Source organism: Pseudomonas sp. P42, from assembly GCF_017973755.1.
GTDB classification, from domain to species: Bacteria; Pseudomonadota; Gammaproteobacteria; order Pseudomonadales; family Pseudomonadaceae; genus Aquipseudomonas; species Aquipseudomonas iridis.
On the sequence record NZ_JACOPU010000002.1, the window covers coordinates 165719 to 189680 of the forward strand.

Genomic DNA, 23962 nt, shown 5'->3' on the forward strand with positions numbered 1-23962 from the left:
TAAATGAGCTTTTTTATCTCTAACGCCATGGCTGACGCTGCTGCACCGGCTGCTGCAGGCCCAATGGGCGGCGGCTTCGAGTGGATTTTCCTGGTCGGCTTCCTGGTCATCTTCTACCTGATGATCTGGCGCCCACAGGCCAAGCGTGCCAAAGAGCAGAAGAACCTGCTGAGCAGCCTGCAGAAGGGCGACGAAGTAGTCACCACCGGCGGCATCGCCGGCAAGATCACCAAAGTGGCCGATGACTTCGTGGTTCTGGAAGTTTCCGACACCGTGGAAATGAAGTTCCAGAAAGGCGCCATCGCCGCCACGCTGCCAAAAGGCACGCTGAAAGCGATCTAAGGTTCCAACTTCTACTCAATCGACGGGGCGCGCAAGGCGCCCCGCGTTCATAACGGGCGGCGTGATGCTGAACAAATACCCTCTGTGGAAATACATTCTGATCCTGGCGGTGCTGGCGGTCGGTCTGATTTATTCCGCTCCCAATCTTTATCCTGATGACCCGGCCATTCAGGTCAGCGGCGCCAGCACGGCACTGCAGGTCAATCAGGCCGATCTGGATCGCGTAAGCACCGCGCTGAAAGAATCCGGGATCAACGTCAAGGCTGCCACGCTGGCGGCGAACGGCAAGGGCGGTCTGATCCGTCTGACCAAGGCTGAAGATCAGCTGCCGGCCAAAGACGTTGTGCGCAAGGCATTGGGTGATGACTACGTCGTCGCGCTGAACCTGGCACAGACCACCCCGCAATGGCTGCGCAACCTGGGCGCGCACCCGATGAAGCTGGGTCTGGACTTGTCCGGTGGTGTGCACTTCCTGCTGGAAGTGGACATGGATAAAGCCCTCGATGCACGCCTGAAAGTCTACGAAGGCGACGTCAAGAGCCTGCTGCGCAAAGAGAAGCTGCGCTATCGCAGTCTGCCGCAGCTCAATGGTGCCATTCAGCTGGGCTTCAGCGATGAAGATTCCCGCGAACAGGCCCGTGCGCTGATCCGCAAGAACTTCAACGATTTCGACATTGTTCCGGCCGATCTCAATGGTCAACCGGTGCTGCGTCTGGCGATGACCCCGGCCAAGCTGGCGGAAATCCGTGAATACTCCATCAAGCAGAACTTGACCACGGTACGTAACCGCGTCAACGAGCTGGGTGTTGCCGAACCGATCGTCCAGCGTCAGGGCGCCAACCGCATCGTGGTTGAGCTGCCGGGCGTGCAGGACACTGCCGAAGCCAAGCGTATTCTCGGCAAGACGGCCAACCTTGAGTTCCGTCTGGCGGCAGAGCCTGGCGCTTCGAAAGCCACTTCCGAAACTTTCGAGTTCCGTGAAGGTAATCGTCCTTCGGCGCAGATCGAGCGCGGCCTGATCATCACGGGTGACCAGGTAACCGACGCCAAGGCTGGTTTCGGCGAGCACGGCACGCCTGAAGTGAACATCCGTCTGGATGGTCACGGTGGCGAGCTGATGAGCCGTGCGACCCGCAGCAACGTTGGTCGCAGCATGGCTGTGATCTTCATTGAGCAGCGTCCGGTCACCACTTACACCAAGCAAATGGTGAATGGCGTCGAAAAAGACGTCGCGGTGCAGACGTTCAAGGAAGAGAAGAAGATCATCAGTCTGGCGACCATCCAGTCGCCGCTGGGTGCTCAGTTCCGTATCACTGGCCTGAACGGTCAGGGTGAGTCGTCCGAGCTGGCGCTGCTGCTGCGTGCCGGTGGTCTGGCGGCTCCAATGTACTTCGCTGAAGAGCGCACAATCGGCCCGAGCCTGGGTGCTGACAACATCACCAAGGGTATCGATGCGTCGTTGTGGGGCATGTTGTTCGTTTCGCTGTTCATCATCGCGATCTATCGCTTCTTCGGCATCATCGCCACTGTCGCTCTGTCGGTGAACATGGTGTTGCTGCTGGCGCTGATGTCGCTGCTGGGTGCAACGCTGACCCTGCCGGGTATCGCCGGTATCGTCTTGACCATGGGTATGGCGGTCGACGCCAACGTGCTGATCTTCTCGCGGATACGTGAAGAGATCGCCGCGGGCATGTCCGTGCAGCGCGCAATCAACGAAGGCTTCGGCCGGGCATTCACCGCGATTCTCGACGCCAACCTGACCACTCTGTTGGTCGGCGGGATTCTCTTTGCGATGGGCACAGGCCCGGTCAAAGGTTTCGCAGTGACCATGTCCCTCGGGATCTTTACCTCGATGTTCACGGCCATCATGGTGACCCGCGCAATGGTCAACCTGATCTTCGGCGGACGTGACTTCAAGAAGTTGTGGATTTAAGGGGCTGCCATGTTACGTACAATCAACTTCATGGGCGTTCGCAACTTCGCGTTCGGCGTCACAGTATTCCTCACCCTGCTGGCTATGTTCAGTGTCGTCACCAAGGGCATGAACTGGGGTCTGGACTTCACCGGCGGTACGCTCATCGAGCTGACCTACGAGCGTCCGGCCGATGTCACCAAGGTGCGCGAGCAGCTGGTGAGTTCGGGTTACCACGAAGCCATCGTGCAGAGCTTCGGTGCGACGACCGATTTGCTGGTGCGGATGCCGGGTGAAGACCCGCAGCTGGGCCATCAGGTCGCGGAAGCGCTGCTGAAGGTTGGCGGCGACAACCCGGCGATGGTCAAGCGTGTCGAGTTCGTCGGCCCGCAGGTCGGTGAAGAGCTGCGCGACCAGGGCGGCCTCGGCATGCTGCTGGCGCTCGGCGGCATCCTGATCTACCTGGCTTTCCGCTTTCAGTGGAAATTCGCGGTCGGCGCTATCGTTTCGCTGATCCACGACGTGATCGTGACCATCGGTATCCTGTCGTTCTTCCAGATCACTTTCGATCTGACGGTACTGGCAGCGGTGCTGGCGATCATCGGTTACTCGCTGAACGACACCATTGTGGTATTCGACCGGGTTCGTGAGAACTTCCGTGTACTGCGCAAGGCAACGCTGATCGAGAACATCAACATCTCGACCACCCAGACCCTGCTGCGCACCATGGCGACGTCGATCTCGACCTTGCTGGCGATCGCTGCGCTGCTGTTCTTCGGTGGCGACAACCTGTTCGGCTTCTCGATTGCCCTGTTCATCGGTGTTCTGGCGGGTACTTACTCGTCGATCTACATCGCTAACGTGGTGCTGATCTGGCTGAACCTGACGACCGAAGACCTGATTCCACCGGCTAACACCGAGAAGGAAATCGACGACCGTCCATAACGGCCATCGTTTTCCCAGTTGTCAGCCAAAAAAGGCGCGAGTTGAACTCGCGCCTTTTTTTATGCTCCAAGGCTGGGAGAAGCGCGGGCCCGTCCCGCATGTGATGGTCAGGAGGTTCATGTGAACAAGTCGTTGCTGGTTGGTGCGGTATTGGGTGCTGTCGGTGTGACTGCCGGGGGTGCTGTTGCCACCTACAGCCTGGTTAAAAGCGGCCCTGAGTATGCGCAAGTATTAGCCGTTGAACCGGTCAAGACACAGATCAAGACGCCACGTGAAGTGTGCAAGGACGTAGCAGTGACCCGGCAGGCGCCGGTCAAGGATCAACACCAGATTCTCGGTACCGCCATCGGTGCCGTAGCGGGTGGTTTGCTGGGGAACCAGATCGGCGGCGGCAACGGCAAGAAGATCGCCACGGTCGCCGGCGCGGTCGGTGGCGGTTATGCCGGTAACAAGGTTCAGGAAGGCATGCAGGGTCGTGACACCTACACCACGACACAGACTCGCTGTAACACCGTAAACGACATCAGTGACAAGGTTGTTGGTTACGACGTGCGTTACTCGCTGGATGGCAAGGAAGGCAAAGTGCGCATGGATCGTGATCCGGGCAACCAGATTCCGGTCGACAAGGAAGGCAAACTGGTCCTGTCGCAGAATGAGCCAGGTCAGTAACGGCCTGGTCGTTTAAAAAGAAGCATCCTTCGGGGTGCTTTTTTTGTGCCCGTATTCTTGCCAGCCGACTGATCCGTCGGTGATCACCTGATACCCAATGTAGGAGTCGCCGAAGGCTGCGATCTTTTGATCCTGTTTTTAAAAACCAGAAGCAAAAAATCGCAGCCTTCGGCAGCTCCTACAGGGGGAATGTTGAATTTCGGGCATAAAAAAACACCCCGAAGGGTGCTTTTTTCGTTTCGCGAAAAGCTTAGCGCTTCAGCGAAGCCGGCAGGTGCGGCTGGATCGCCGTCAGCACTGCCTTGAAGCATTTGGTGTTGCCGGCAACGATGTGGCCTTTTTCAAGGAAGTCGTGACCACCGGTGAAGTCGCTCACCAGGCCGCCAGCTTCTTGAATCAGCAGGGCGCCTGCAGCCATGTCCCACTCGGACAGGCCCGACTCCCAGAATGCATCGAAACGACCGGCAGCCACGTAGGCAAGGTCGAGGCTTGCCGAGCCAGCACGGCGGATGCCGGCGGTCTGGCCAACCAGAGCGCGGAACATGCCCAGGTAGTTCTCGAGGTTGTCCATCTGGTCGTCACGGAACGGGAAGCCAGTGCCCAGCAGGGCGCCGTCGAGGCTGGTGCGACCGCTGACGCGCAGGCGGCGACCGTTCAGTTGAGCGCCGCGACCACGGCTGGCGGTGAATTCTTCCTGGCGAACCGGGTCCAGAACAACAGCGTGTTCCAGGCGACCGCGGTATTTGCAGGCGATGCTGACAGCGAAGTGAGGAATGCCACGTAGGAAGTTGGTGGTGCCGTCCAGCGGATCAATGATCCACAGGTATTCTTCGCCTTCGATGCCGGTACCGGCGTGCATGCCGGTCTCTTCGCCACGGATGGAGTGGTTCGGGTAAGCCTTGCGCAGCGCGTCGATGATTTTCTGCTCGGCGGCGCGGTCCACCTCGGATACATAATCCTTGGCGTCTTTTTCGTCGACCTTGATGGTATCCAGGCGCTCGATGGAGCGGAAGATCAGTTCACTGGCGCTGCGGGCGGCGCGCAGCGCGATATTCAGCATGGGCTGCATGGATGTGTCACCTAAGGTTGTTAAAGAAAGCCGCGCATTCTATCAGAACTTTTCTTCAGGTGAAGGTCGCTGTTCGCTTTCATAGCTTAACGGTAGGCTGTTCTGTAAGATTTGCACCCCTTTCCTGTGTCCGAGAGCGCCTCCCTTGCTGCAGAACATTCGTGTCGTCCTGGTCAATACCAGCCACCCCGGCAACATCGGCGGGGCCGCGCGCGCCATGAAAAACATGGGTCTGTCGCGCTTGGTGCTGGTCGAGCCGCGCCTGTTTCCGCACCACGAGGCCGATGCTCGCGCCTCCGGTGCCGGTGACATCCTTGAAAATGCCCAAGTCGTCGCCACCCTTGAAGATGCCTTGGTCGGTTGCAATCTGGTGCTTGGCACCAGTGCTCGTGACCGCCGTATCCCCTGGCCGCTGCTGGATCCGCGCGAATGCGGAACCAAGGTGGTTGAGGAGGCCGGGCAAGGCGCGCAAATCGCTTTGGTATTTGGTCGTGAAGATTCCGGCCTGACCAATGACGAGCTGCAGCGATGTCACTTTCACGTGCATATCCCCTCCGATCCTGAGTTCAGCTCGCTGAATCTGGGGGCGGCGGTGCAGGTGTTGAGCTATGAAGTGCGTATGGCCTGGCTGGCGGCACAGGGTCAGCCGAGCAAGATCGAGAAAGAAGAAGTGGCCTCGGTGAAAAGCGCCGAGCTGGCGACCATGGATGAGCTGGAGCGATTCTATGAGCATCTGGAGCAGACGCTGGTCGCTATCGAATTCCTCGATCCGGAAAAACCGCGGCACTTGATGGCGCGCCTGCGCCGGTTGTACGGACGCAGCTCGGTCAGCCGGGCGGAAATGAATATATTGCGTGGCATCCTCACGGAAACCCAAAAAGCGGCCCGTGGTGAGCTTCTAAGGCGGAAGGACTGAATGATGTTTGAGCGTTTGCGTGAAGATATCCAGAGCGTATTCCATCGAGACCCGGCGGCGCGTAACGCTTTTGAAGTCCTGACCTGCTACCCCGGCATGCACGCCATCTGGATTCATCGATTGGCAGGCATGCTCTGGCGCAATGAGCTGAAATGGCTGGCGCGATTGGTGTCGAACTTCGGTCGCTGGTTGACCGGGATCGAAATTCATCCGGGGGCCAAGGTCGGTCGGCGTTTTTTCATCGATCACGGTATGGGGATCGTCATTGGCGAAACCGCCGAGATTGGTGATGACGTGACCATTTATCAGGGTGTGACCCTGGGTGGCACGAGCTGGAACAAGGGCAAGCGTCACCCGACACTGGGCGACGGCGTTGTCGTGGGCGCTGGCGCCAAGGTGCTCGGCCCGTTCACGGTCGGTGCCGGTGCCAAGGTCGGCTCCAACGCGGTGGTGACCAAAGAAGTACCGCCGGGCGCTACAGTTGTGGGCATTCCGGGTCGAATCATCGTCAAATCCGATGAGGAGCAGGACGCCAAGCGCAAGGCCATGGCCGAGAAGATCGGTTTCGATGCCTATGGTGTCAGCGAAGACATGCCCGACCCGGTGGCGCGCGCCATCGGTCAGTTGCTCGACCACCTGCAAGCGGTGGACGGGCGGCTGGAAGGTATGTGCGGCGCATTGAAGGATCTGGGCAGTAATTACTGTGCGAAAGATCTGCCTGAGCTGCGCGAAGAAGACTTCGCCTGCGTGAAGGGCAAGGATCAGAGTCAGGCCAGCTAAACCGCACCGCTGCTTTCGCGAGTATGGGATTGCATTCCTGTGTGGGAGCGAGCCTGCTCGCGAAGAGCGGTAACGCGGTACCTCTGGCTGTTAACGGCCTGCCTTTGCTATGATGCGCGCGCTCTTTCGCGGGTAAACCCGACTAAAGCACTAGGTCTTATAGTTGACTTAAATACTCGGGAATTGCATACTCGCCCCATTCTGAACTCCGTGGTAATTGTCCATGCGACTGACTACAAAAGGCCGATACGCCGTGACCGCCATGCTTGATCTGGCGTTGCACGCGCAGCACGGGCCGGTGTCCCTGGCCGATATCTCCGAGCGCCAAGGCATTTCCCTGTCCTATCTCGAACAGCTTTTTGCCAAGCTGCGCCGCAGTAACCTGGTTTCCAGCGTTCGCGGTCCGGGTGGTGGCTACCAGTTGTCCCGCGACATGCAGGGCATTCAGGTCGCCCAGGTGATCGACGCGGTGAACGAATCGGTCGATGCCACCAAGTGCGGGGGGCAGGGTGATTGCCATTCCGGCGACACTTGCCTGACACATCATCTGTGGTGCGATCTGAGCCTGCAGATTCACGAATTTCTAAGTGGTATCAGCTTGGCTGATCTTGTGACTCGCCGTGAGGTGCAAGAAGTAGCCCAGCGTCAGGACCAGCGCCGTTGCAACAGCAAGGCGCAACGCCTGGACAAGATTGAAGCGTCCGCCGTCGAATGACAGCCGTAGAGCCAGCGGCACGCCAGCCCTGATTTAGGAGATAGTCCATGAAATTGCCGATTTACCTTGATTACTCTGCGACCACACCGGTCGATCCGCGCGTTGCGCAAAAAATGAGTGAATGCCTGCTGGTCGACGGAAACTTCGGTAACCCGGCGTCCCGTTCCCATGTGTTCGGCTGGAAAGCTGAAGAGTCCGTCGAAAACGCCCGTCGTCAGGTGGCCGATCTGGTCAACGCCGACCCGCGTGAAATCGTCTGGACCTCAGGCGCCACCGAGTCCAACAACCTGGCGATCAAAGGTGCGGCACATTTCTACGCCTCCAAGGGCAAACACCTGATCACCACCAAGATTGAGCACAAGGCTGTCCTCGACACCATGCGCCAACTGGAGCGTGAAGGTTTCGAAGTGACCTACCTCGAGCCGCAGACCGATGGTCTGGTGACTCCGGCAATGATCGAAGCCGCGCTGCGTGAAGACACCATTCTCGTGTCGGCGATGCATGTGAACAACGAAATCGGCACCATCAACGACATCGAAGCCATCGGCGAGATGCTTCGCGCCAAAGGCATCCTGTTCCACGTTGACGCTGCTCAGTCCACCGGCAAGGTCGACATCGACCTGTCGAAACTGAAAGTCGACATGATGTCGTTCTCCGCCCACAAGACCTACGGCCCTAAAGGCATCGGCGCGCTGTACGTGAGCCGCAAGCCGCGTGTGCGCATCGAAGCGACCATGCACGGCGGCGGTCATGAGCGCGGCATGCGTTCCGGTACTCTGGCGACCCACCAGATCGTCGGCATGGGCGAAGCGTTCCGTGTGGCCAAGGAAGACATGGCTGCTGAAAACGTGCGCATCAAAGCCCTGAGCGACCGCTTCTACAAGCAGGTCGAGCATCTGGAAGAGCTGTACGTCAACGGCAGCCTGACTGCCCGCGTTCCGCACAACCTGAACCTGAGCTTCAACTACGTTGAGGGCGAGTCGCTGATCATGGCGCTCAAGGATCTGGCGGTTTCGTCCGGTTCGGCGTGCACCTCGGCATCGCTTGAGCCTTCGTACGTACTGCGTGCCTTGGGCCGCAACGACGAACTGGCACACAGCTCGATCCGCTTCACTTTCGGCCGTTTCACCACCGAAGAAGAAATCGACTACGCCGCGCAGAAAGTCTGCGAGGCCGTTACCAAGCTGCGCACTTTGTCGCCGCTGTGGGACATGTACAAAGACGGCGTCGATATCTCGAAGATCGAGTGGGCGGCACACTAAATATAGAAGCCGCCAGATACAGATCCTGTAGCGACGCGGCGACTGACGCAGCGCAGCTACAGGGCCTCAAGAGCGGCCCTGATGAGTGAGGATTAGAACCATGGCTTACAGCGAAAAGGTCATCGACCACTACGAAAACCCGCGTAACGTCGGCAAGATGAATGCCGAAGACCCGGATGTCGGCACTGGCATGGTTGGCGCACCAGCGTGCGGCGACGTGATGCGTCTGCAGATCAAGGTCAACGATCAGGGCATCATCGAAGATGCCAAGTTCAAGACTTACGGCTGCGGTTCGGCAATCGCCTCCAGCTCCCTCGCTACCGAGTGGATGAAGGGCAAGACCCTGGACGAAGCGGAAACCATCAAGAACACCCAGCTGGCCGAAGAACTGGCCCTGCCACCAGTGAAAATTCACTGCTCGGTACTCGCTGAAGACGCTATCAAGGCGGCTGTTCGCGATTACAAGCAGAAGAAAGGCTTGATCTGACTTTCAGGATTTGGCGACGAGTAAGGAGTCACCGATGGCTATCAGCATGACAGAAGCGGCTGCTCGACACGTGCGGCGCTCCCTCGACGGGCGCGGCAAGGGTGAAGGGATTCGTCTGGGTGTTCGCACCACAGGTTGTTCCGGCCTTGCCTACGTGCTGGAGTTTGTCGACGAGGTGGTTGCAGAGGATCAGGTGTTCGAAAGTCACGGCGAAAAAGTGATTATCGACCCGAAAAGCCTGGCCTACCTGGACGGCACCGAGCTCGATTTCGTCAAGGAAGGGTTGAACGAAGGCTTCAAGTTCAACAACCCCAACGTACGCGGTGAGTGTGGCTGCGGCGAAAGCTTCAACATCTGAGGCTTGTCGTGGGTACTCCTTGTCATTTCGCTTTATTCGAGCTGCAACCGAGCTTCCGTCTGGATCTCGAGCAGTTGGCCACGCGCTACCGTGAGTTGGCGCGTGGTGTTCATCCTGACCGCTTTGCCGATGCTTCCGAGCGCGAGCAGCGGTTGGCGCTTGAGCAATCTGCCGGCCTCAACGAGGCTTATCAGGTGCTCAAGAGCCCGCCCCAGCGTGCGCGCTATCTGCTGAAGGTCAGTGGGCATGAAGTGCCGATGGAAATCACGGTCCATGATCCCGAGTTTCTTTTGCAGCAGATGCAATGGCGCGAAGAGCTCGAAGACCTCCAGGACAGTGCCGATCTCGACGGCGTCGCGGTATTCAAGCGTCGCTTGAAAGTGGCCCAGGAAGAACTCAACGAAAGTTTTGCAGCCTGTTGGGACGATGCAGCGCAACGTGATCAGGCCGAACGCCTGATGCGGCGCATGCAGTTCCTCGACAAGCTGACCTACGAAGTGCGCCAGTTAGAAGAGCGCCTCGACGATTAACCCAGTGCCGCTCCGGTCGCACGCCTGATATACAGATAAGTCCTGATCACGATGGCCCTACTGCAGATCGCCGAACCCGGCCAAAGTCCTCAACCGCACCAGCGTCGCCTGGCTGTGGGGATCGACTTGGGTACTACCAATTCGCTGGTCGCTGCGTTGCGCAGTGGTCTTTCCGAGCCGCTGGCCGACGCAAACGGGCAGGTCATACTGCCGTCTGCCGTGCGTTACCACTCCGACCGCGTCGAAGTCGGCGAGTCGGCCAAGCTGGCTGCCGCTTCCGATCCTTTGAACACTGTGCTGTCGGTCAAGCGCTTGATGGGTCGTGGTCTGTCCGACGTCAAGCAATTGGGCGAGCAACTGCCATACCGCTTTGTCGGCGGCGAATCGCACATGCCGTTCATCGATACCGTGCAGGGCCCGAAAAGCCCGGTCGAAGTCTCCGCCGAAATCCTCAAAGTGTTGCGCCAGCGTGCTGAAGCGACCTTGGGCGGCGAACTGGTTGGCGCGGTGATCACCGTTCCGGCGTATTTCGACGATGCTCAGCGCCAAGCCACCAAAGATGCGGCCCAATTGGCCGGTCTGAACGTGCTGCGCCTGCTCAATGAGCCGACCGCGGCCGCTGTGGCTTACGGTCTGGATCAGCACGCCGAAGGCCTGGTCGCGATCTATGACCTGGGCGGCGGCACTTTCGATATATCGATTCTGCGTCTCACTGGCGGTGTGTTTGAAGTTTTGGCGACTGGCGGCGATAGCGCGCTGGGCGGCGATGATTTCGATCATGCGATTGCCAGCTGGATCATCGAGAGCGCGGGCCTGTCCGCCGATCTCGATCCTGGCGCGCAACGTAATCTGCTCCAAACCGCTTGCGCGGCCAAAGAAGCCCTGACCGATGCGGCCAGTGTTGAAGTTGCCTACGGCGACTGGAAAGCACAGCTGACCCGCGAAGCCTTCGATGCGCTGATCGAGCCGATGGTCTCGCGCAGTCTGAAAGCCTGCCGCCGTGCTGTTCGTGATTCCGGCATCGAGCTGGAAGACGTGCATGCCGTGGTCATGGTCGGCGGTTCGACTCGCGTCCCGCGCGTTCGAGAAGCGGTTGCCGAAGCCTTTGGTCGTGAGCCGTTGACCGAGATCGACCCGGATCAAGTGGTGGCCATCGGTGCCGCGATCCAGGCCGATACGTTGGCTGGCAACAAGCGCGATGGCGGCGAACTGCTGCTGCTCGACGTGATTCCGCTGTCCCTGGGGCTGGAAACCATGGGCGGTCTGATGGAGAAGGTGATTCCGCGCAACACCACCATCCCCGTCGCCCGTGCTCAGGACTTCACCACTTATAAAGATGGTCAGTCGGCAATGGCGATTCACGTGCTGCAAGGCGAGCGTGAGTTGATCAGTGACTGCCGCTCGCTGGCGCGTTTCGAATTGCGTGGCATTCCAGCGATGGTCGCGGGTGCGGCGAAGATTCGCGTGACCTTCCAGGTCGACGCTGACGGTCTGCTCAGCGTTTCCGCCCGCGAACTCGGTTCGGGCGTTGAAGCGAGCATTCAGGTCAAACCGTCCTACGGTCTGACCGACGGCGAAATCGCCAAAATGCTCAAGGACTCGTTCCAGCACGCCAATGACGACAAGGTCGCTCGCGTTCTACGTGAACAGCAAGTCGATGCCCAGCGTCTGATCGAAGCCGTGCGGGGTGCTCTGGAGGTGGATGGCGAGCGTTTGCTTGACGCCGAAGAGCGCATGGTTATCGACCTGCAATTGCAGGAACTGGCCGAACTGATGAAAGGTACCGATGGTTACGCCATCGAGCAGCAGACCAAGCGTCTGTCGCAAGTGACCGATGCTTTTGCTGCCCGCCGCATGGATTTGACGGTGAAAGCCGCTCTGTCGGGGCGCAATCTGAATGAAATCGAGGATATCTGATGCCGCAGGTCATTTTTCTGCCCCACGACAAGTTCTGCCCTGAGGGTATGGTGGTCGAGGCTGCGCCCGGCACATCGATTCTTGAACTGGCCCACGAACACCACATCGAGATGGAAAGTGCTTGCGGCGGCGTCTGCGCCTGCACCACTTGTCACTGCATCATTCGCGAGGGTTTCGACTCGATGGAAGAGGCTGACGAGCTGGAAGAAGACTTCCTTGATCGTGCCTGGGGTCTGGAAGCGCAATCGCGACTGGCCTGTCAGGCTATCGTGGGTGAGGAAGACATCACCGTCGAGATTCCGAAATATTCGCTTAACCATGCGGCCGAAGCGCCGCACTGACTGGTAAGACTGTCATGAGCTACGGTTGGAATGATGTTCAACGTATTGCAGAAGAGCTGGCCGAGGCCCACCCCGGTATCGATCCGTATTCTGTAGGTTTCGTCCGTCTGCAGCAGATGATCATGAATCTGCCTGACTTTGATGACACCTCTGGTCGCGTTGGCGAGAAAGTACTGGAAGCGGTTCAGACGCTCTGGGCCGAAGAATTGGACTGATCGTCCTCGCAGGTTAGGCAATACCCAAGAACCCGCGTATAATTCGCGGGTTTAATTTTTCACAAATTACCGTTTCTGGAGTTACACCATGGCTGTTCAACGCACTTTCTCCATCATCAAGCCTGACGCTGTTGCAAAAAACGTCATCGGCGAAATCACCACTCGTTTCGAAAAAGCCGGCCTGCGCGTTGTAGCTTCGAAACTGAAGCAACTGTCCAAAGCTGAAGCTGAAGGCTTCTACGCTGAGCACAGCGCTCGTGGTTTCTTCGGCGACCTGGTTTCCTTCATGATCTCCGGTCCTGTTGTTGTTCAGGTTCTGGAAGGCGAAAACGCTATCGCTCTGAACCGTGAGCTGATGGGCACTACCAACCCTAAAGAAGCTGCTGCCGGTACCATCCGCGCTGATTTCGCTGATTCCATCGACGCCAACGCTGTTCACGGTTCGGACTCCGAAGCCGCAGCTGCTCGTGAAATCTCGTACTTCTTCGCAGCTACTGAAGTAACCACTCGCTAAGCATTGGCTTAAGAGTGAAGGTGAATCCATGACTACATCGACTGTTAAAACCAACCTGCTGGGTCTGACCCAGCCGGAAATGGAAAAATTCTTCGACTCAATCGGGGAGAAGCGTTTCCGTGCCGGTCAGGTAATGAAATGGATTCACCACTTTGGCGTCGATGATTTCGACGCCATGACGAACGTCAGCAAGGCCTTGCGCGACAAGCTCAAGGTTATTGCCGAGGTCCGTGGTCCCGAAGTTGTCAGTGAGGACATCTCCACCGACGGCACCCGTAAGTGGGTGGTGCGCGTGGCGTCCGGCAGCTGTGTCGAGACCGTGTACATTCCCCAGGGCAAGCGCGGCACCTTGTGCGTTTCGTCCCAGGCAGGCTGTGCCCTGGACTGCAGTTTCTGCTCCACCGGCAAGCAAGGCTTCAATAGCAACCTCACCGCCGCCGAAGTCATCGGTCAGGTGTGGATTGCCAACAAATCTTTCGGCAGCGTCCCGGCCACAGTCGACCGTGCCATCACCAACGTGGTGATGATGGGCATGGGTGAGCCGCTGCTGAACTTCGACAACGTCGTCGCCGCCATGCATCTGATGATGGATGACCTCGGCTACGGGATCTCCAAGCGCCGCGTGACCCTGTCCACGTCGGGTGTGGTGCCGATGATCGATGAGCTGTCCAAGCACATCGACGTATCCCTGGCGTTGTCCCTGCACGCACCGAATGACGCATTGCGTAACCAATTGGTGCCGATCAACAAGAAATATCCGCTTAAGATGCTGCTCGAGTCGTGCCAGCGCTACATGTCGTCCCTGGGCGAGAAGCGCGTGCTGACCATCGAGTACACCTTGCTCAAGGACATCAACGACAAAGTCGAACATGCCGTTGAGATGGTCGAGTTGCTGAAAGACATTCCATGCAAGATCAATCTGATTCCGTTCAACCCGTTCCCGCACTCCGGGTACGAGCGGCCTAGCAACAATGCTATCCGCCGGTTCCAGGATCAACTGCATCAGGCAGGCTTCAACGTCACTGTGCGCACCACCCGTGGTGAAGACATCGACGCGGCTTGTGGACAATTGGTAGGACAGGTGCTGGATCGCACCCGTCGCAGCGAACGTTACATTGCCGTGCGGGAATTGAACGCCGACGGCGATCTGGCGCAGAACGCCGCGAATACAAACTAAGAGAGGATCTCTATGTCCCTGCGCTTTGCGCTGCTGTTGCTGCTGGCCAGCCTGAGTGCTGGCTGTGTCCTGTCGGGTGACTACAACCCGATGAAGACCAGCAAGGGCCGCGACGAAGCGCGAGCCGCTTATGTGCAGTTGGGGCTGGGGTATTTGCAGCAGGGCATGACCGAGCGCGCCAAGGTGCCGCTTAAAAAGGCCCTTGACCTGGACAGCTCTGACCCTGACGCCAATGCTGCGCTCGGTCTGGTGTTCCAGGCCGAGATGGAGCCTGCACTTGCTGACGAACACTTCCGCAAGGCCTTGTCTTCACGTCCCGCCGATGCCCGCACCCTCAACAACTACGGCAGTTTTCTCTACGAAGAACAGCGTTACAAGGAAGCCTACGAGCGTTTTGAACAGGCCGCCGCCGATACCCTGTATCCTGAGCGCTCGCGCGTGTTCGAGAGCCTCGGCATGACGGCGGCAAAGCTCGGCCAGCGTGATCTGGCGCAACAGCAGCTGGAAAAAGCCCTGCGGTTGAATCGTCAACAACCGCGCGCATTGCTGGAAATGGCTGAGTTGTCCTTCGAAGACAGGCATTATGTGCCCGCACGTGACTATTACGACCGTTTCAGCCTGCTAACCGAACAAAATGCACGTAGTCTATTGCTCGGCGTTCGGCTGGCGAAAGTGTTTGAAGATCGCGACAAGGCAGCCAGTTATGGCCTGCAATTAAAACGACTCTATCCCGGTACGCCGGAATATCAGCAATACCTGTCGGAGCAATGATGAAAGCGGCGCATCCCGAAGTTGTAGCAGCGAATCGCGTTAACCCCGGTGAGACCTTGCGCCAGGCCCGCGAAAGCAATGGCTGGTCGCTGGCCGAAGTGGCCCTCAAGCTCAACCTCACCGTGACTTCCCTGAGCAATCTTGAAGCCGGCGCTTTCGACAAGCTGCCGGGGCACACCTTCGCTCGCGGCTATATTCGCGCCTATGCCAAGTTGCTCGGCATGGACCAGACCGCTCTGGTTCAGCAATTTGACCAGTCCACCGGCACCGATTCCCAGGGCAGCAACGTGCATGCGCTGGGTCGTATCGAAGAGCCGGTGCGGGTTTCCCACACCATTTTGCGCATCGTCAGCCTGCTGTTGCTGATCGCGGTCATCGGTGGCGGTTTCGTCTGGTGGCAGGATCAAACTTCGCAGCGCACCAAAGACCTGACCAGCCTTGCCCCTGAGCACGTCGAAGTCGAAGGCGCCGACGGTACCACGCAGATTCACCCGATTGACGAGCCGGAAGACCAGGCCGTTGCCGAAGGTCAGGCCGAAGGCACGACTGATTTGGCGCTGCCACAATCGGAAACCACCGCTGAATCCACAGGCGCCGAGCCTGCTGCTCCGGCAACGGCTCCAGCAGCACCGGCCGCGACGCCAACTGCACCGGTTCAAACGCCAGCTCCGGTTGTCGCTGCACCGGCGACGCCGGCAGCGAATGTTCCGGCTACTCCTGCGCCGACCGTCGCCGCTCCGGTGGCTCCTGCGACGCCAGCGCCAACCGCGCAAGCGGCTGCGCCAGTTGCGGGTCAAGGTCAGGTTTCTGTGCAATTCGTTGCTGATTGCTGGACGCAAGTCGCCGATGGCACCGGCAAGATTCTGTTCAGTGGCCTCAAGCGTAAAGGCGATAGTCTGTCTGTTGCCGGCAAACCACCGTTTGCCGTACGACTGGGCTATGCCCGTGGCGCACAGGTCAGCTACAACGGCCAGTCGGTCGATACCGCTCCGTTCACCAGTGGCGAGACTGCTCGCCTGAAGTTGGGTCAATAAGTCATGCACGGCGAATCTCCAATCAAACGTCGCGTTTCGCGCAAGATCTGGGTCGGCAACGTACCGGTAGGCGGCGATGCGCCTATCGCTGTGCAGAGCATGACCAACAGCGACACCAATGACGTAGCCGCCACCGTTGCGCAAATCAATCGTCTGGAAGCGGCCGGCGTCGACATCGTTCGCGTTTCGGTGCCGGACATGGACGCCGCCGAGGCATTCGGCAAGATCAAGCAATTGGTCAAGGTGCCGCTGGTTGCCGACATTCACTTCGACTACAAGATCGCTTTGCGCGTAGCCGAACTCGGTGTGGACTGCCTGCGTATCAACCCGGGCAACATCGGTCGCGAAGATCGCGTGCGTGCAGTGGTTGATGCTGCTCGTGACCGCGGTATCCCGATTCGTATCGGCGTCAACGCCGGCTCGCTGGAAAAAGACCTGCAAAAGAAATACGGCGAGCCAACTCCGGCGGCGCTGGTCGAATCGGCCCTGCGCCACGTTGAGCACCTCGAACGCCTGAATTTCCAGGACTTCAAAGTCAGTGTGAAGGCCTCCGACGTGTTCATGGCCGTCGAAGCCTACCGCTTGCTGGCGAAAGAAATCGTCCAGCCGCTGCATCTGGGCATCACCGAAGCGGGTGGATTGCGTTCTGGCACGGTGAAATCCGCCGTGGGCCTAGGTATGCTGCTCGCCGAGGGGATTGGCGATACTATCCGCATCTCGCTGGCGGCCGACCCGGTCGAGGAAGTTAAGGTCGGTTACGACATTCTCAAGTCTTTGCATTTGCGTTCCCGTGGCATCAACTTCATCGCCTGCCCGAGCTGCTCGCGGCAGAACTTCGATGTGGTCAAGACCATGAACGAGCTGGAAGGGCGCCTTGAAGACCTGCTGGTGCCGCTGGATGTCGCGGTGATCGGTTGTGTAGTCAACGGCCCCGGCGAAGCCAAGGAAGCCCACATCGGCTTGACCGGCGGCACGCCAAACCTGATTTACATCGACGGCAAGCCGGCGCAGAAACTGACGAATGAAAATCTGGTGGATCACCTGGAAAAGCTGATCCGCCAGAAAGCGGCCGAAAAGGTCGAAGCTGACGCAGCGGTTATCGCGCGCGGCTGAGCCTACAGAGCCGAACGAATTTAAGGATTTAAAGTGAGCAAGTCATTGCAAGCCATTCGTGGCATGAACGACATCCTGCCCGAACAGACCCCGCTGTGGCGTTATTTCGAGGGCACTGTTGCGCGTCTGCTGGATAACTACGGTTACAAGCAGATCCGCATGCCGATCGTCGAGTTCACCGAGCTGTTCAAACGCTCGATCGGTGAAGTGACCGACATTGTCGAAAAAGAGATGTACACCTTCGAAGACCGCAACGGCGACTCCCTGACCCTGCGTCCGGAAGGCACCGCGGCATGCGTACGCGCTGTACTTGAGCACGGCATCACGGGCGGTGGCCAGGTGCAGAAACTCTGGTACATCGGGCCGATGTTCCGCCACGAGCGTCCGCAGAAAGGCCGTTATCGCCAGTTCCATCAGATCGGTCTGGAGGTGTTCAACCTCGACGGTCCGGACATCGACGCCGAGCTGATCACCATGACCTGGCGCCTGTGGGGCGAGCTGGGCATCCGTGATGCGGTCAAACTCGAACTCAACAGCCTCGGCACCAGCGATTCCCGTGGTCGCTACCGTGAAGCGCTGGTCGAGTATCTCTCGGCGCATCACGACAAGCTCGACGAAGACAGCCAGCGTCGCCTGAAAACCAACCCGCTGCGCGTGCTCGACACCAAAAATGCCGACACCCAGGCCGTGCTGGTCAATGCGCCGAAAATGGCCGACTACCTGGACGACGAATCCCGTGCACACTTTGAAGGCTTGAAGGCCCGTCTGGATGCCGTCGGCATTCCGTACGTGCTCAACCCGAAGCTGGTACGCGGCCTCGATTACTACAGCAAAACCGTATTCGAATGGGTCACCGACAAGCTCGGCGCCCAGGGCACTGTGTGCGCGGGCGGTCGTTACGACGGCCTGGTCGAGCAAATGGGCGGCAAGCCGACCACCGGCGTTGGCTTCGCCATGGGCATCGAGCGTCTGGTGCTGATGCTCGAGACCCTCGAGCAGATCCCGGAAGAAATTTCCCGTCAGGTCGACGTCTACCTCTGCGCCTTCGGTGAAGAAGCCGAGCTGGCCGGTCTGGCTCTGGCCGAGCGTGTGCGTGATCAGCTTCCAAACCTGCGTCTGCAAGTCAATGCCGGCGCTGGCAGCTTCAAAAGCCAGTTCAAGAAGGCCGACAAGAGCGGTGCGCTGTACGCACTGATCCTCGGTGACGACGAAATGGCCCAGCAAGTGGTAGGTTTCAAACCCCTGCGTGGCCAGGGCGAACAACAAAGCATTGCCTGGGATGCGCTTGCCGCTCACCTGGCCACCTGCGTCGTGCAGGGTTGAAGCTGTCCTAACAGCCGATTTAGCGATTAAGGAGTATTGGGGTGTCGAGTACCGAAGACGAACAGTTGGCGGATTTGAAGGACTGGTGGACACGCAACGGCAAACCTCTGGTCACCGGCGGCCTGTTGGCGCTGGTTATCGTGTTCGGCTGGCAGGCTTATCACAAATATCAGGACAACCAGTCGCAAGGCGCCTCGGTGCTCTATCAGCAACTGCTGGAAACCACGCTGACGCCTGACGGCAAGCCTGATGCTGCCCGCGTTGCGGATCTGGCCGGCAAGCTCAAGAGCGAATTCGGCGGCACTGCTTACGCGCAGTACGGCAGCCTGTTCGTGGCCAAGGTTGCAGTCGACAGCGGCAAGCTGGACGACGCCGCGACCGAACTCAAAACCATCGTCGACAAACCGGCCAATCCGGCGCTGGGCGAAATCGCCCGTCAGCGTCTGGCGCAGGTGCTGGGCGCGCAGGACAAGGCGGATGACGCTCTGAAACTGCTCGACGGCGACGCCGACACGGCGTTCCTGGCCACTCGCGAAGAGCTCAAGGGCGACCTGCTGGTGAAGCTGGGCCGTACCGACGACGCGAACAAGGCGTATCAAAAAGCCAAGGCAGCACTGTCGGATGAAGCGGCGGTCGGTGGCCTTCAAATCAAGCTCGACGACCTGGCTAAAGGGGATGCGTGACGTGATCCGTTGGAAGCATGCAGCATTGCTGGCTCTGGCCATTTTGGCCGCGGGTTGCAGCAGCAACAGCAAAAAAGAATTGCCACCGGCCGAGCTGACCGACTTCAAAGAAGAAGTGGTTCTGCAAAAGCAGTGGAGTCGTTCGATCGGTGACGGTCAGGGCGAAACCTACAACATGCTGGTACCGGCGATCGACGGTGACACCATCTACGCGGCCGATGTGACCGGCGTGGTAATGGCCATGGATCGCGGTAACGGCGACGTGAAGTGGGAACAGGATCTTGATTTGCCTGTCTCGGGCGCCGTTGGCGTCGGTTACGGTCTGGTTCTGATTGGTACGCTTCGTGGCGAAGTCGTCGCTCTGGACACCATCAACGGTGAAGAGAAGTGGCGTGCTCGCGTCAACAGCGAAGTCCTTGCGCCGCCGGCCAACAACGGCGACGTGGTCGTAGTGCAGACTCAGGATGATCGTTTGATCGGCCTGGATGCTTCCACCGGTACTCAACGCTGGGTGTATGACAGCACTCCAGCCGTGCTGACCCTGCGTGGCACCAGCGCACCGCTCGTGACCAACCGCCTCGCGGTGGCTGGCCTGTCGACCGGTAAAGTAGTCGCCCTGGATATTTCCAATGGCGTCCCGGTGTGGGAACAACGCATTGCGATTCCACAGGGTCGTTCGGAACTGGAGCGCGTGGTCGACATCGACGGCGGTCTGCTGCTGTCCGGCGGCACGCTGTACGTTGCCAGCTATCAGGGTCGCGTTGCGGCACTGGATATGGAAAGCGGTCGTCAATTGTGGCAGCGCGATGCGTCGAGCTACGCCGGTATTGCTCAAGGTTTCGGCAGCGTCTACGTGAGCCTGTCTTCGGGCACCGTTGAAGGCGTCGACGAGCGTTCTACCACGGCTTTGTGGAGCAACGATTCGCTGGCTCGCCGCCAGCTGTCGGCTCCGGAAGTGTTCTCCAGCTATGTTGCAGTAGGTGACCTGGAAGGTTATCTGCATTTGCTGAGTCAGGTTGACGGTCGTTTCGTCGGCCGTGAGCGCATCGACAGCGACGGCCTGCGTGCCCGTCCGCTGGTGGTGGGGGACACGATTTATGTGTATGGCAACAGCGGCAAACTGGAAGCCCTGACCATCAAGTAACAACTATGCTTGGGGATAACACCCCAGGCAGCTTCACTTGTGGGAGTGAACCTGTTCACCCCGCAGTGTTGCCCCGAGCACCAGCCGCTGCCTCGCAGCGGCTTTTGTATTTTCTGAAATAACGAAGTGGAGAGCCGCATGGTTCCCGTAATCGCCCTGGTGGGCCGACCGAACGTCGGCAAGTCCACCTTGTTCAACCGCCTGACCAGGACTCGCGACGCCATCGTCGGCGACTTGTCCGGTCTGACCCGTGATCGCCAGTACGGTGAGGCCAAGTGGCAAGGGCGTTCCTACATTCTGGTCGACACCGGTGGTATCTCCGGTGACGAGCACGGTATGGACGAAAAAATGGCCGAGCAGTCGCTGCTGGCCATTGAAGAAGCAGATGTTGTGCTGTTCCTGGTAGATGCCAAGGCCGGTTTCACCGCCGCCGACCAGATGATCGCCGAACACCTGCGCAAACGTAACAAGTGTTCCTACGTGGTTGCCAACAAGGTCGACAACATCGACCCGGAAATGGCCCGCGCTGAATTTGCTCCGTTGGGCATGGGCCACGCGATTCCTATCGCCGGTGCTCACGGCCGTGGCATCACTCAGATGCTGGAAATCGCCCTGGGTGAGTTCCCGAGAGACGAAGAAGAGCCGGAAGACGGCGAAGAAGAAGTCGTTGCCGAAGGCGAGGAAGCCAAGCGCATTCCTGGCCCGAGCGAAAAAGACGGCATCAAGATCGCCATCATCGGTCGTCCGAACGTTGGCAAGTCGACTCTGGTTAACCGCATGCTCGGTGAAGACCGGGTAATCGTTTATGACCAGCCCGGCACCACTCGCGACAGTATCTACATCCCGTTCGAACGGAATGAAGAGAAGTACACGCTGATCGACACCGCTGGTGTGCGCAAGCGCGGCAAGATTCACGAAGAAGTCGAAAAATTCTCCGTGGTCAAAACCCTGCAGGCGATCAAAGACGCCAACGTGGTGATCTTCGTGATGGACGCCCGCGAAGGTGTGGTCGATCACGACCTCAACCTGCTGGGCTTCGCCATCGAGTCGGGTCGTGCGCTGGTGATCGCGATCAACAAGTGGGACGGCATGACGCCGAGCGAGCGCGACTTCGTGAAAGTCGAACTTCAGCGTCGCCTGTTCTTCGTTGACTACGCCGACATCCACTTCATCTCGGCACTGCACGGCACTGGCGTGGGCAACCTCTACGCTTCCGTACAGAACTCGTTCAAGTCGGCGGTCACCCGCTGGCCGACCAACCGTCTGACCCAGATTCTGGAAGACGCGGTTGGCGAACACGCGCCACCGATGGTCAACAACCGCCGGATCAAGCTGCGTTACGCCCACTTGGGTGGTGCGAACCCGCCGATCATCGTGATCCACGGTAACCAGATCGAGAAAGTGCCGAAGTCGTACGTGCGCTATCTGGAAAACACTTACCGCCGTGTGCTGAAGCTGGTCGGTACGCCGATCCGCATCGAGTTCAAGGGCGGCGAGAACCCGTACGAAGGCAACAAGAACACCCTGACTGACCGCCAGGTCAACAGGAAGCGTCGGATGATGTCGCACAGCAAGAAAGCCGACAAGAAACGCCGCGACAAAAAATAAAGAAGCAGCTGCCAGTTTTTAGCTGCAAGCTTCAATTAAAAGCAAAAAGGGCTCTTTTCAGAGCCCTTTTTTGTGTCCGACAGTTTGATGCTTGAAACTTGCGGCTTACAGCTTGAAACTTGCAGCTCACCTGCAAGGGGCTACCGATGATCACCAGTAAGCTGCCGAATGTCGGCATCACGATTTTCACGCAGATGTCTCAGCTCGCGGCGCAGACCGGCGCCATCAACCTGTCCCAGGGTTTTCCTGATTTCGACGGCCCGCAGTCTCTGCGCGATGCGGTAGGTCGGCACATTGCCAGTGGCCATAACCAGTATTCGCCGATGACCGGCCTGCCAGCACTGCGCGAGCAGATCGCGGCGAAGATCGCCCGCAGCTATGGCGTGAAGGTGGATGCTGAACATGAAGTGACCGTGACGCCCGGCGCCACCCAGGCGATCTTCTGTGCGATTCAGGCAGTTATCCACAGCGGCGACGAAGTCATCGTGTTTGACCCGTGCTACGACAGCTACGACCCCGCGACGCAATTGGCTGGCGGTCGCTGCGTGCATGTGCAACTGAGCTCCGACGATTTCTCCATCGATTTCGACAAGCTTGCTGCCGCCCTGAGCCCGCGCACGCGAATGATTGTCCTCAACACCCCACACAACCCGAGTGGTGCGCTGATCAGCCGCGCCGAACTGGATCAATTGGCGGCGTTGATTCGCGATCGCGACATCTATCTGATCAGCGATGAAGTCTACGAACACCTGGTGTTCGACGGCGTGCCGCATGTCAGCGTGCTGGCTCATGAAGAGCTGTATCAGCGCGCTTTCGTGGTCAGTTCGTTCGGCAAGACGTACCACGTTACTGGCTGGAAAACCGGTTATGTCGTCGCGCCGCCAGCCCTGACGGCTGAACTGCGTAAAGTGCATCAGTACGTCAGTTTCTGCGGCGTTACGCCGCTGCAATACGCCTTGGCCGATTACATGGCCGAGCACCCGGAGCACGTCGAAGAGCTGCCGGCGTTCTATCAGGCCAAGCGCGATCTGTTCTGTGATCTGCTGGCACCGTCGCGATTCACCTTTAACCGGGTTGCCGGCACCTATTTTCAGCTGGTCGATTACTCGCAGATTCGTCCTGACCTGAACGACGTCGAGATGGCCCTGTGGATGACCCGCGAGCACGGCGTGGCGAGTATTCCGATCTCGGTGTTCTACCAGAGCCCACCTGAAGGCCAGCGCCTGGTGCGCCTGTGCTTTGCCAAACGCGAGGAGACGCTGCGCGAAGCGGCGACAAAACTATGCGTGATCTGAGTGCATTACCTGACCTTAATCTGGCGCTGATCCAGACCAGTCTGGCGTGGCACGACCGCCAGGCCAACTTCGAACATTTCGAGGTGTTGCTGGAACAGGCGCGCGGGGCGGATTTGATCATCCTGCCGGAGATGTTCACCACTGGCTTCTCGATGGAGTCGGAAACCCTCGCCGAAGCCGAGAATGGTCCGACCAGCAAGTGGCTGCGACTTCAGGCCGCCAGGCTTGATGCGGTCATTACCGGCAGCGTGATCATCCAGGCGGCCGACGGCAGCCATCGCAATCGCCTGCTGTGGGCACGGCCGGACGGTGAAGTGCTGCATTACGACAAGCGTCACCTGTTCCGCATGGCCGGCGAACACAACCACTACACGCCCGGTGAGCGGCAGGTGCAGTTCGAACTCAAGGGTTGGCGAATTCGTCCGCTGATTTGCTACGACTTGCGTTTCCCGGTGTGGAGCCGTGATGCGCAGGACACCGATCTGCTCCTGTACACCGCCAACTGGCCGGGCGCACGGCGTCTGCACTGGAATCGATTGTTGCCGGCGCGCGCCATCGAAAACCTCTGTTACGTGGCAGCGGTGAATCGCGTTGGCACCGACGGCAAAGGCTTTGCCTACACCGGCGACAGCCAGGTGCTGGATTTCCAGGGCGAGTCTTTGCTGGCGGCGGGGGAGGCGGACGGGGTGTTCAAGGCTGTGCTGGAAGCGGCGCCACTGGCGGCTTATCGCGAGCGTTTTCCGGCGAATCTGGATGCCGACACCTTCGCATTCACCTGAAATTCAAGCGGTGACGGGGAGGGCCCTTTCGCGAGCAGGCTCGCTCCCACATTGGAATGCGAT

General features: G+C 59.0%; 26 protein-coding genes. 25 read left to right on the plus strand and 1 reads right to left on the minus strand.

What is annotated here, in order from left to right:
* Positions 1 to 3 precede the first annotated feature (3 nt).
* From yajC to H8B20_RS05725, 4 genes are all read left to right on the plus strand, one after another.
* Complete coding sequence (gene yajC / locus H8B20_RS05710; protein ID WP_007916913.1) at positions 4 to 342, plus strand: preprotein translocase subunit YajC; 339 nt, start codon at positions 4 to 6, stop codon at positions 340 to 342.
* Between the two features lie 64 nt (positions 343 to 406).
* The gene (gene secD / locus H8B20_RS05715) at positions 407 to 2275 is read left to right on the plus strand and encodes a protein translocase subunit SecD (RefSeq protein ID WP_042560937.1); all 1869 of its coding nucleotides are present in this window, start codon (positions 407 to 409) and stop codon (positions 2273 to 2275) included.
* 9 nt (positions 2276 to 2284) lie between these two features.
* Positions 2285 to 3199 (plus strand): protein translocase subunit SecF, encoded by a 915-nt coding sequence (secF, locus tag H8B20_RS05720; RefSeq protein WP_200616968.1) that lies wholly within the window; start codon positions 2285 to 2287, stop codon positions 3197 to 3199.
* Between the two features lie 120 nt (positions 3200 to 3319).
* Positions 3320 to 3868: a glycine zipper 2TM domain-containing protein gene (locus tag H8B20_RS05725; RefSeq protein WP_042560935.1), complete on the plus strand. Its 549-nt coding sequence runs from the start codon at positions 3320 to 3322 to the stop codon at positions 3866 to 3868.
* A 250-nt stretch (positions 3869 to 4118) separates the two neighbouring features.
* Here the strand turns inward: H8B20_RS05725 and suhB are convergent, their stop codons facing one another.
* Positions 4119 to 4937: a type III secretion system regulator SuhB gene (gene suhB / locus H8B20_RS05730; protein WP_008084666.1), complete on the minus strand. Its 819-nt coding sequence runs from the start codon at positions 4935 to 4937 to the stop codon at positions 4119 to 4121.
* Between the two features lie 145 nt (positions 4938 to 5082).
* On the opposite strand from suhB, the gene trmJ reads away from it, so the two are divergent.
* The 21 genes from trmJ to H8B20_RS05835 all read left to right on the plus strand — a co-directional run bounded on the left by trmJ (position 5083) and on the right by H8B20_RS05835 (position 23899).
* Complete coding sequence (gene trmJ / locus H8B20_RS05735; protein ID WP_210622598.1) at positions 5083 to 5853, plus strand: tRNA (cytosine(32)/uridine(32)-2'-O)-methyltransferase TrmJ; 771 nt, start codon at positions 5083 to 5085, stop codon at positions 5851 to 5853.
* Between the two features lie 3 nt (positions 5854 to 5856).
* Positions 5857 to 6633: a serine O-acetyltransferase gene (gene cysE / locus H8B20_RS05740; RefSeq protein ID WP_025109222.1), complete on the plus strand. Its 777-nt coding sequence runs from the start codon at positions 5857 to 5859 to the stop codon at positions 6631 to 6633.
* Between the two features lie 223 nt (positions 6634 to 6856).
* Positions 6857 to 7348, plus strand: a complete 492-nt coding sequence (gene iscR, locus H8B20_RS05745; protein ID WP_042560933.1) for a Fe-S cluster assembly transcriptional regulator IscR — start codon at positions 6857 to 6859, stop codon at positions 7346 to 7348.
* Between the two features lie 47 nt (positions 7349 to 7395).
* A complete protein-coding gene (locus tag H8B20_RS05750) occupies positions 7396 to 8610 on the plus strand; it encodes an IscS subfamily cysteine desulfurase (protein WP_047303011.1) in 1215 nt (404 codons plus the stop codon).
* 100 nt (positions 8611 to 8710) lie between these two features.
* Positions 8711 to 9097, plus strand: coding sequence for a Fe-S cluster assembly scaffold IscU (gene iscU / locus H8B20_RS05755; RefSeq protein WP_042560931.1), 387 nt, complete (start codon positions 8711 to 8713; stop codon positions 9095 to 9097).
* Positions 9098 to 9131: 34 nt separating this feature from the next.
* Positions 9132 to 9455, plus strand: coding sequence for an iron-sulfur cluster assembly protein IscA (iscA, locus tag H8B20_RS05760; RefSeq protein ID WP_003227904.1), 324 nt, complete (start codon positions 9132 to 9134; stop codon positions 9453 to 9455).
* A gap of 8 nt (positions 9456 to 9463) precedes the next feature.
* Complete coding sequence (hscB, locus tag H8B20_RS05765) at positions 9464 to 9985, plus strand: co-chaperone HscB (RefSeq protein ID WP_210622599.1); 522 nt, start codon at positions 9464 to 9466, stop codon at positions 9983 to 9985.
* Between the two features lie 51 nt (positions 9986 to 10036).
* Positions 10037 to 11902, plus strand: coding sequence for a Fe-S protein assembly chaperone HscA (gene hscA / locus H8B20_RS05770; RefSeq protein WP_210622600.1), 1866 nt, complete (start codon positions 10037 to 10039; stop codon positions 11900 to 11902).
* Positions 11902 to 12243, plus strand: coding sequence for an ISC system 2Fe-2S type ferredoxin (gene fdx, locus H8B20_RS05775; protein WP_042560928.1), 342 nt, complete (start codon positions 11902 to 11904; stop codon positions 12241 to 12243). The genes hscA and fdx overlap by 1 nt, the downstream gene beginning before the upstream one ends.
* A 14-nt stretch (positions 12244 to 12257) precedes the next feature.
* Positions 12258 to 12458, plus strand: coding sequence for a Fe-S cluster assembly protein IscX (gene iscX / locus H8B20_RS05780; RefSeq protein ID WP_042560927.1), 201 nt, complete (start codon positions 12258 to 12260; stop codon positions 12456 to 12458).
* A gap of 88 nt (positions 12459 to 12546) precedes the next feature.
* Positions 12547 to 12972, plus strand: a complete 426-nt coding sequence (gene ndk, locus H8B20_RS05785) for a nucleoside-diphosphate kinase (protein WP_210622601.1) — start codon at positions 12547 to 12549, stop codon at positions 12970 to 12972.
* A 28-nt stretch (positions 12973 to 13000) separates the two neighbouring features.
* On the plus strand, positions 13001 to 14149 hold the full coding sequence (rlmN, locus tag H8B20_RS05790; RefSeq protein WP_042560925.1) for a dual-specificity RNA methyltransferase RlmN: 1149 nt from the start codon (positions 13001 to 13003) through the stop codon (positions 14147 to 14149).
* A gap of 12 nt (positions 14150 to 14161) precedes the next feature.
* Positions 14162 to 14920, plus strand: coding sequence for a type IV pilus biogenesis/stability protein PilW (gene pilW, locus H8B20_RS05795; protein ID WP_042560924.1), 759 nt, complete (start codon positions 14162 to 14164; stop codon positions 14918 to 14920).
* Positions 14920 to 15954, plus strand: a complete 1035-nt coding sequence (locus tag H8B20_RS05800; RefSeq protein ID WP_210622602.1) for a RodZ domain-containing protein — start codon at positions 14920 to 14922, stop codon at positions 15952 to 15954. The genes pilW and H8B20_RS05800 overlap by 1 nt, the downstream gene beginning before the upstream one ends.
* Before the next feature lie 3 nt (positions 15955 to 15957).
* Positions 15958 to 17067 carry a flavodoxin-dependent (E)-4-hydroxy-3-methylbut-2-enyl-diphosphate synthase gene (gene ispG, locus H8B20_RS05805; protein WP_042560922.1) on the plus strand — a complete coding sequence of 370 codons (1110 nt, stop codon included), beginning with the start codon at positions 15958 to 15960 and terminating at the stop codon, positions 17065 to 17067.
* A 33-nt stretch (positions 17068 to 17100) separates the two neighbouring features.
* Positions 17101 to 18390, plus strand: coding sequence for a histidine--tRNA ligase (gene hisS / locus H8B20_RS05810; protein ID WP_210622603.1), 1290 nt, complete (start codon positions 17101 to 17103; stop codon positions 18388 to 18390).
* A 41-nt stretch (positions 18391 to 18431) separates the two neighbouring features.
* Positions 18432 to 19073 (plus strand): YfgM family protein, encoded by a 642-nt coding sequence (locus H8B20_RS05815; RefSeq protein ID WP_042560920.1) that lies wholly within the window; start codon positions 18432 to 18434, stop codon positions 19071 to 19073.
* The gene (gene bamB, locus H8B20_RS05820) at positions 19066 to 20217 is read left to right on the plus strand and encodes an outer membrane protein assembly factor BamB (protein ID WP_210622604.1); all 1152 of its coding nucleotides are present in this window, start codon (positions 19066 to 19068) and stop codon (positions 20215 to 20217) included. The genes H8B20_RS05815 and bamB overlap by 8 nt, the downstream gene beginning before the upstream one ends.
* A gap of 138 nt (positions 20218 to 20355) precedes the next feature.
* Positions 20356 to 21825: a ribosome biogenesis GTPase Der gene (gene der / locus H8B20_RS05825; RefSeq protein ID WP_042560918.1), complete on the plus strand. Its 1470-nt coding sequence runs from the start codon at positions 20356 to 20358 to the stop codon at positions 21823 to 21825.
* 146 nt (positions 21826 to 21971) lie between these two features.
* Positions 21972 to 23120, plus strand: coding sequence for a pyridoxal phosphate-dependent aminotransferase (locus H8B20_RS05830; protein ID WP_210622605.1), 1149 nt, complete (start codon positions 21972 to 21974; stop codon positions 23118 to 23120).
* Positions 23108 to 23899, plus strand: a complete 792-nt coding sequence (locus tag H8B20_RS05835; RefSeq protein ID WP_210622606.1) for an amidohydrolase — start codon at positions 23108 to 23110, stop codon at positions 23897 to 23899. The genes H8B20_RS05830 and H8B20_RS05835 overlap by 13 nt, the downstream gene beginning before the upstream one ends.
* Positions 23900 to 23962 lie beyond the last annotated feature (63 nt).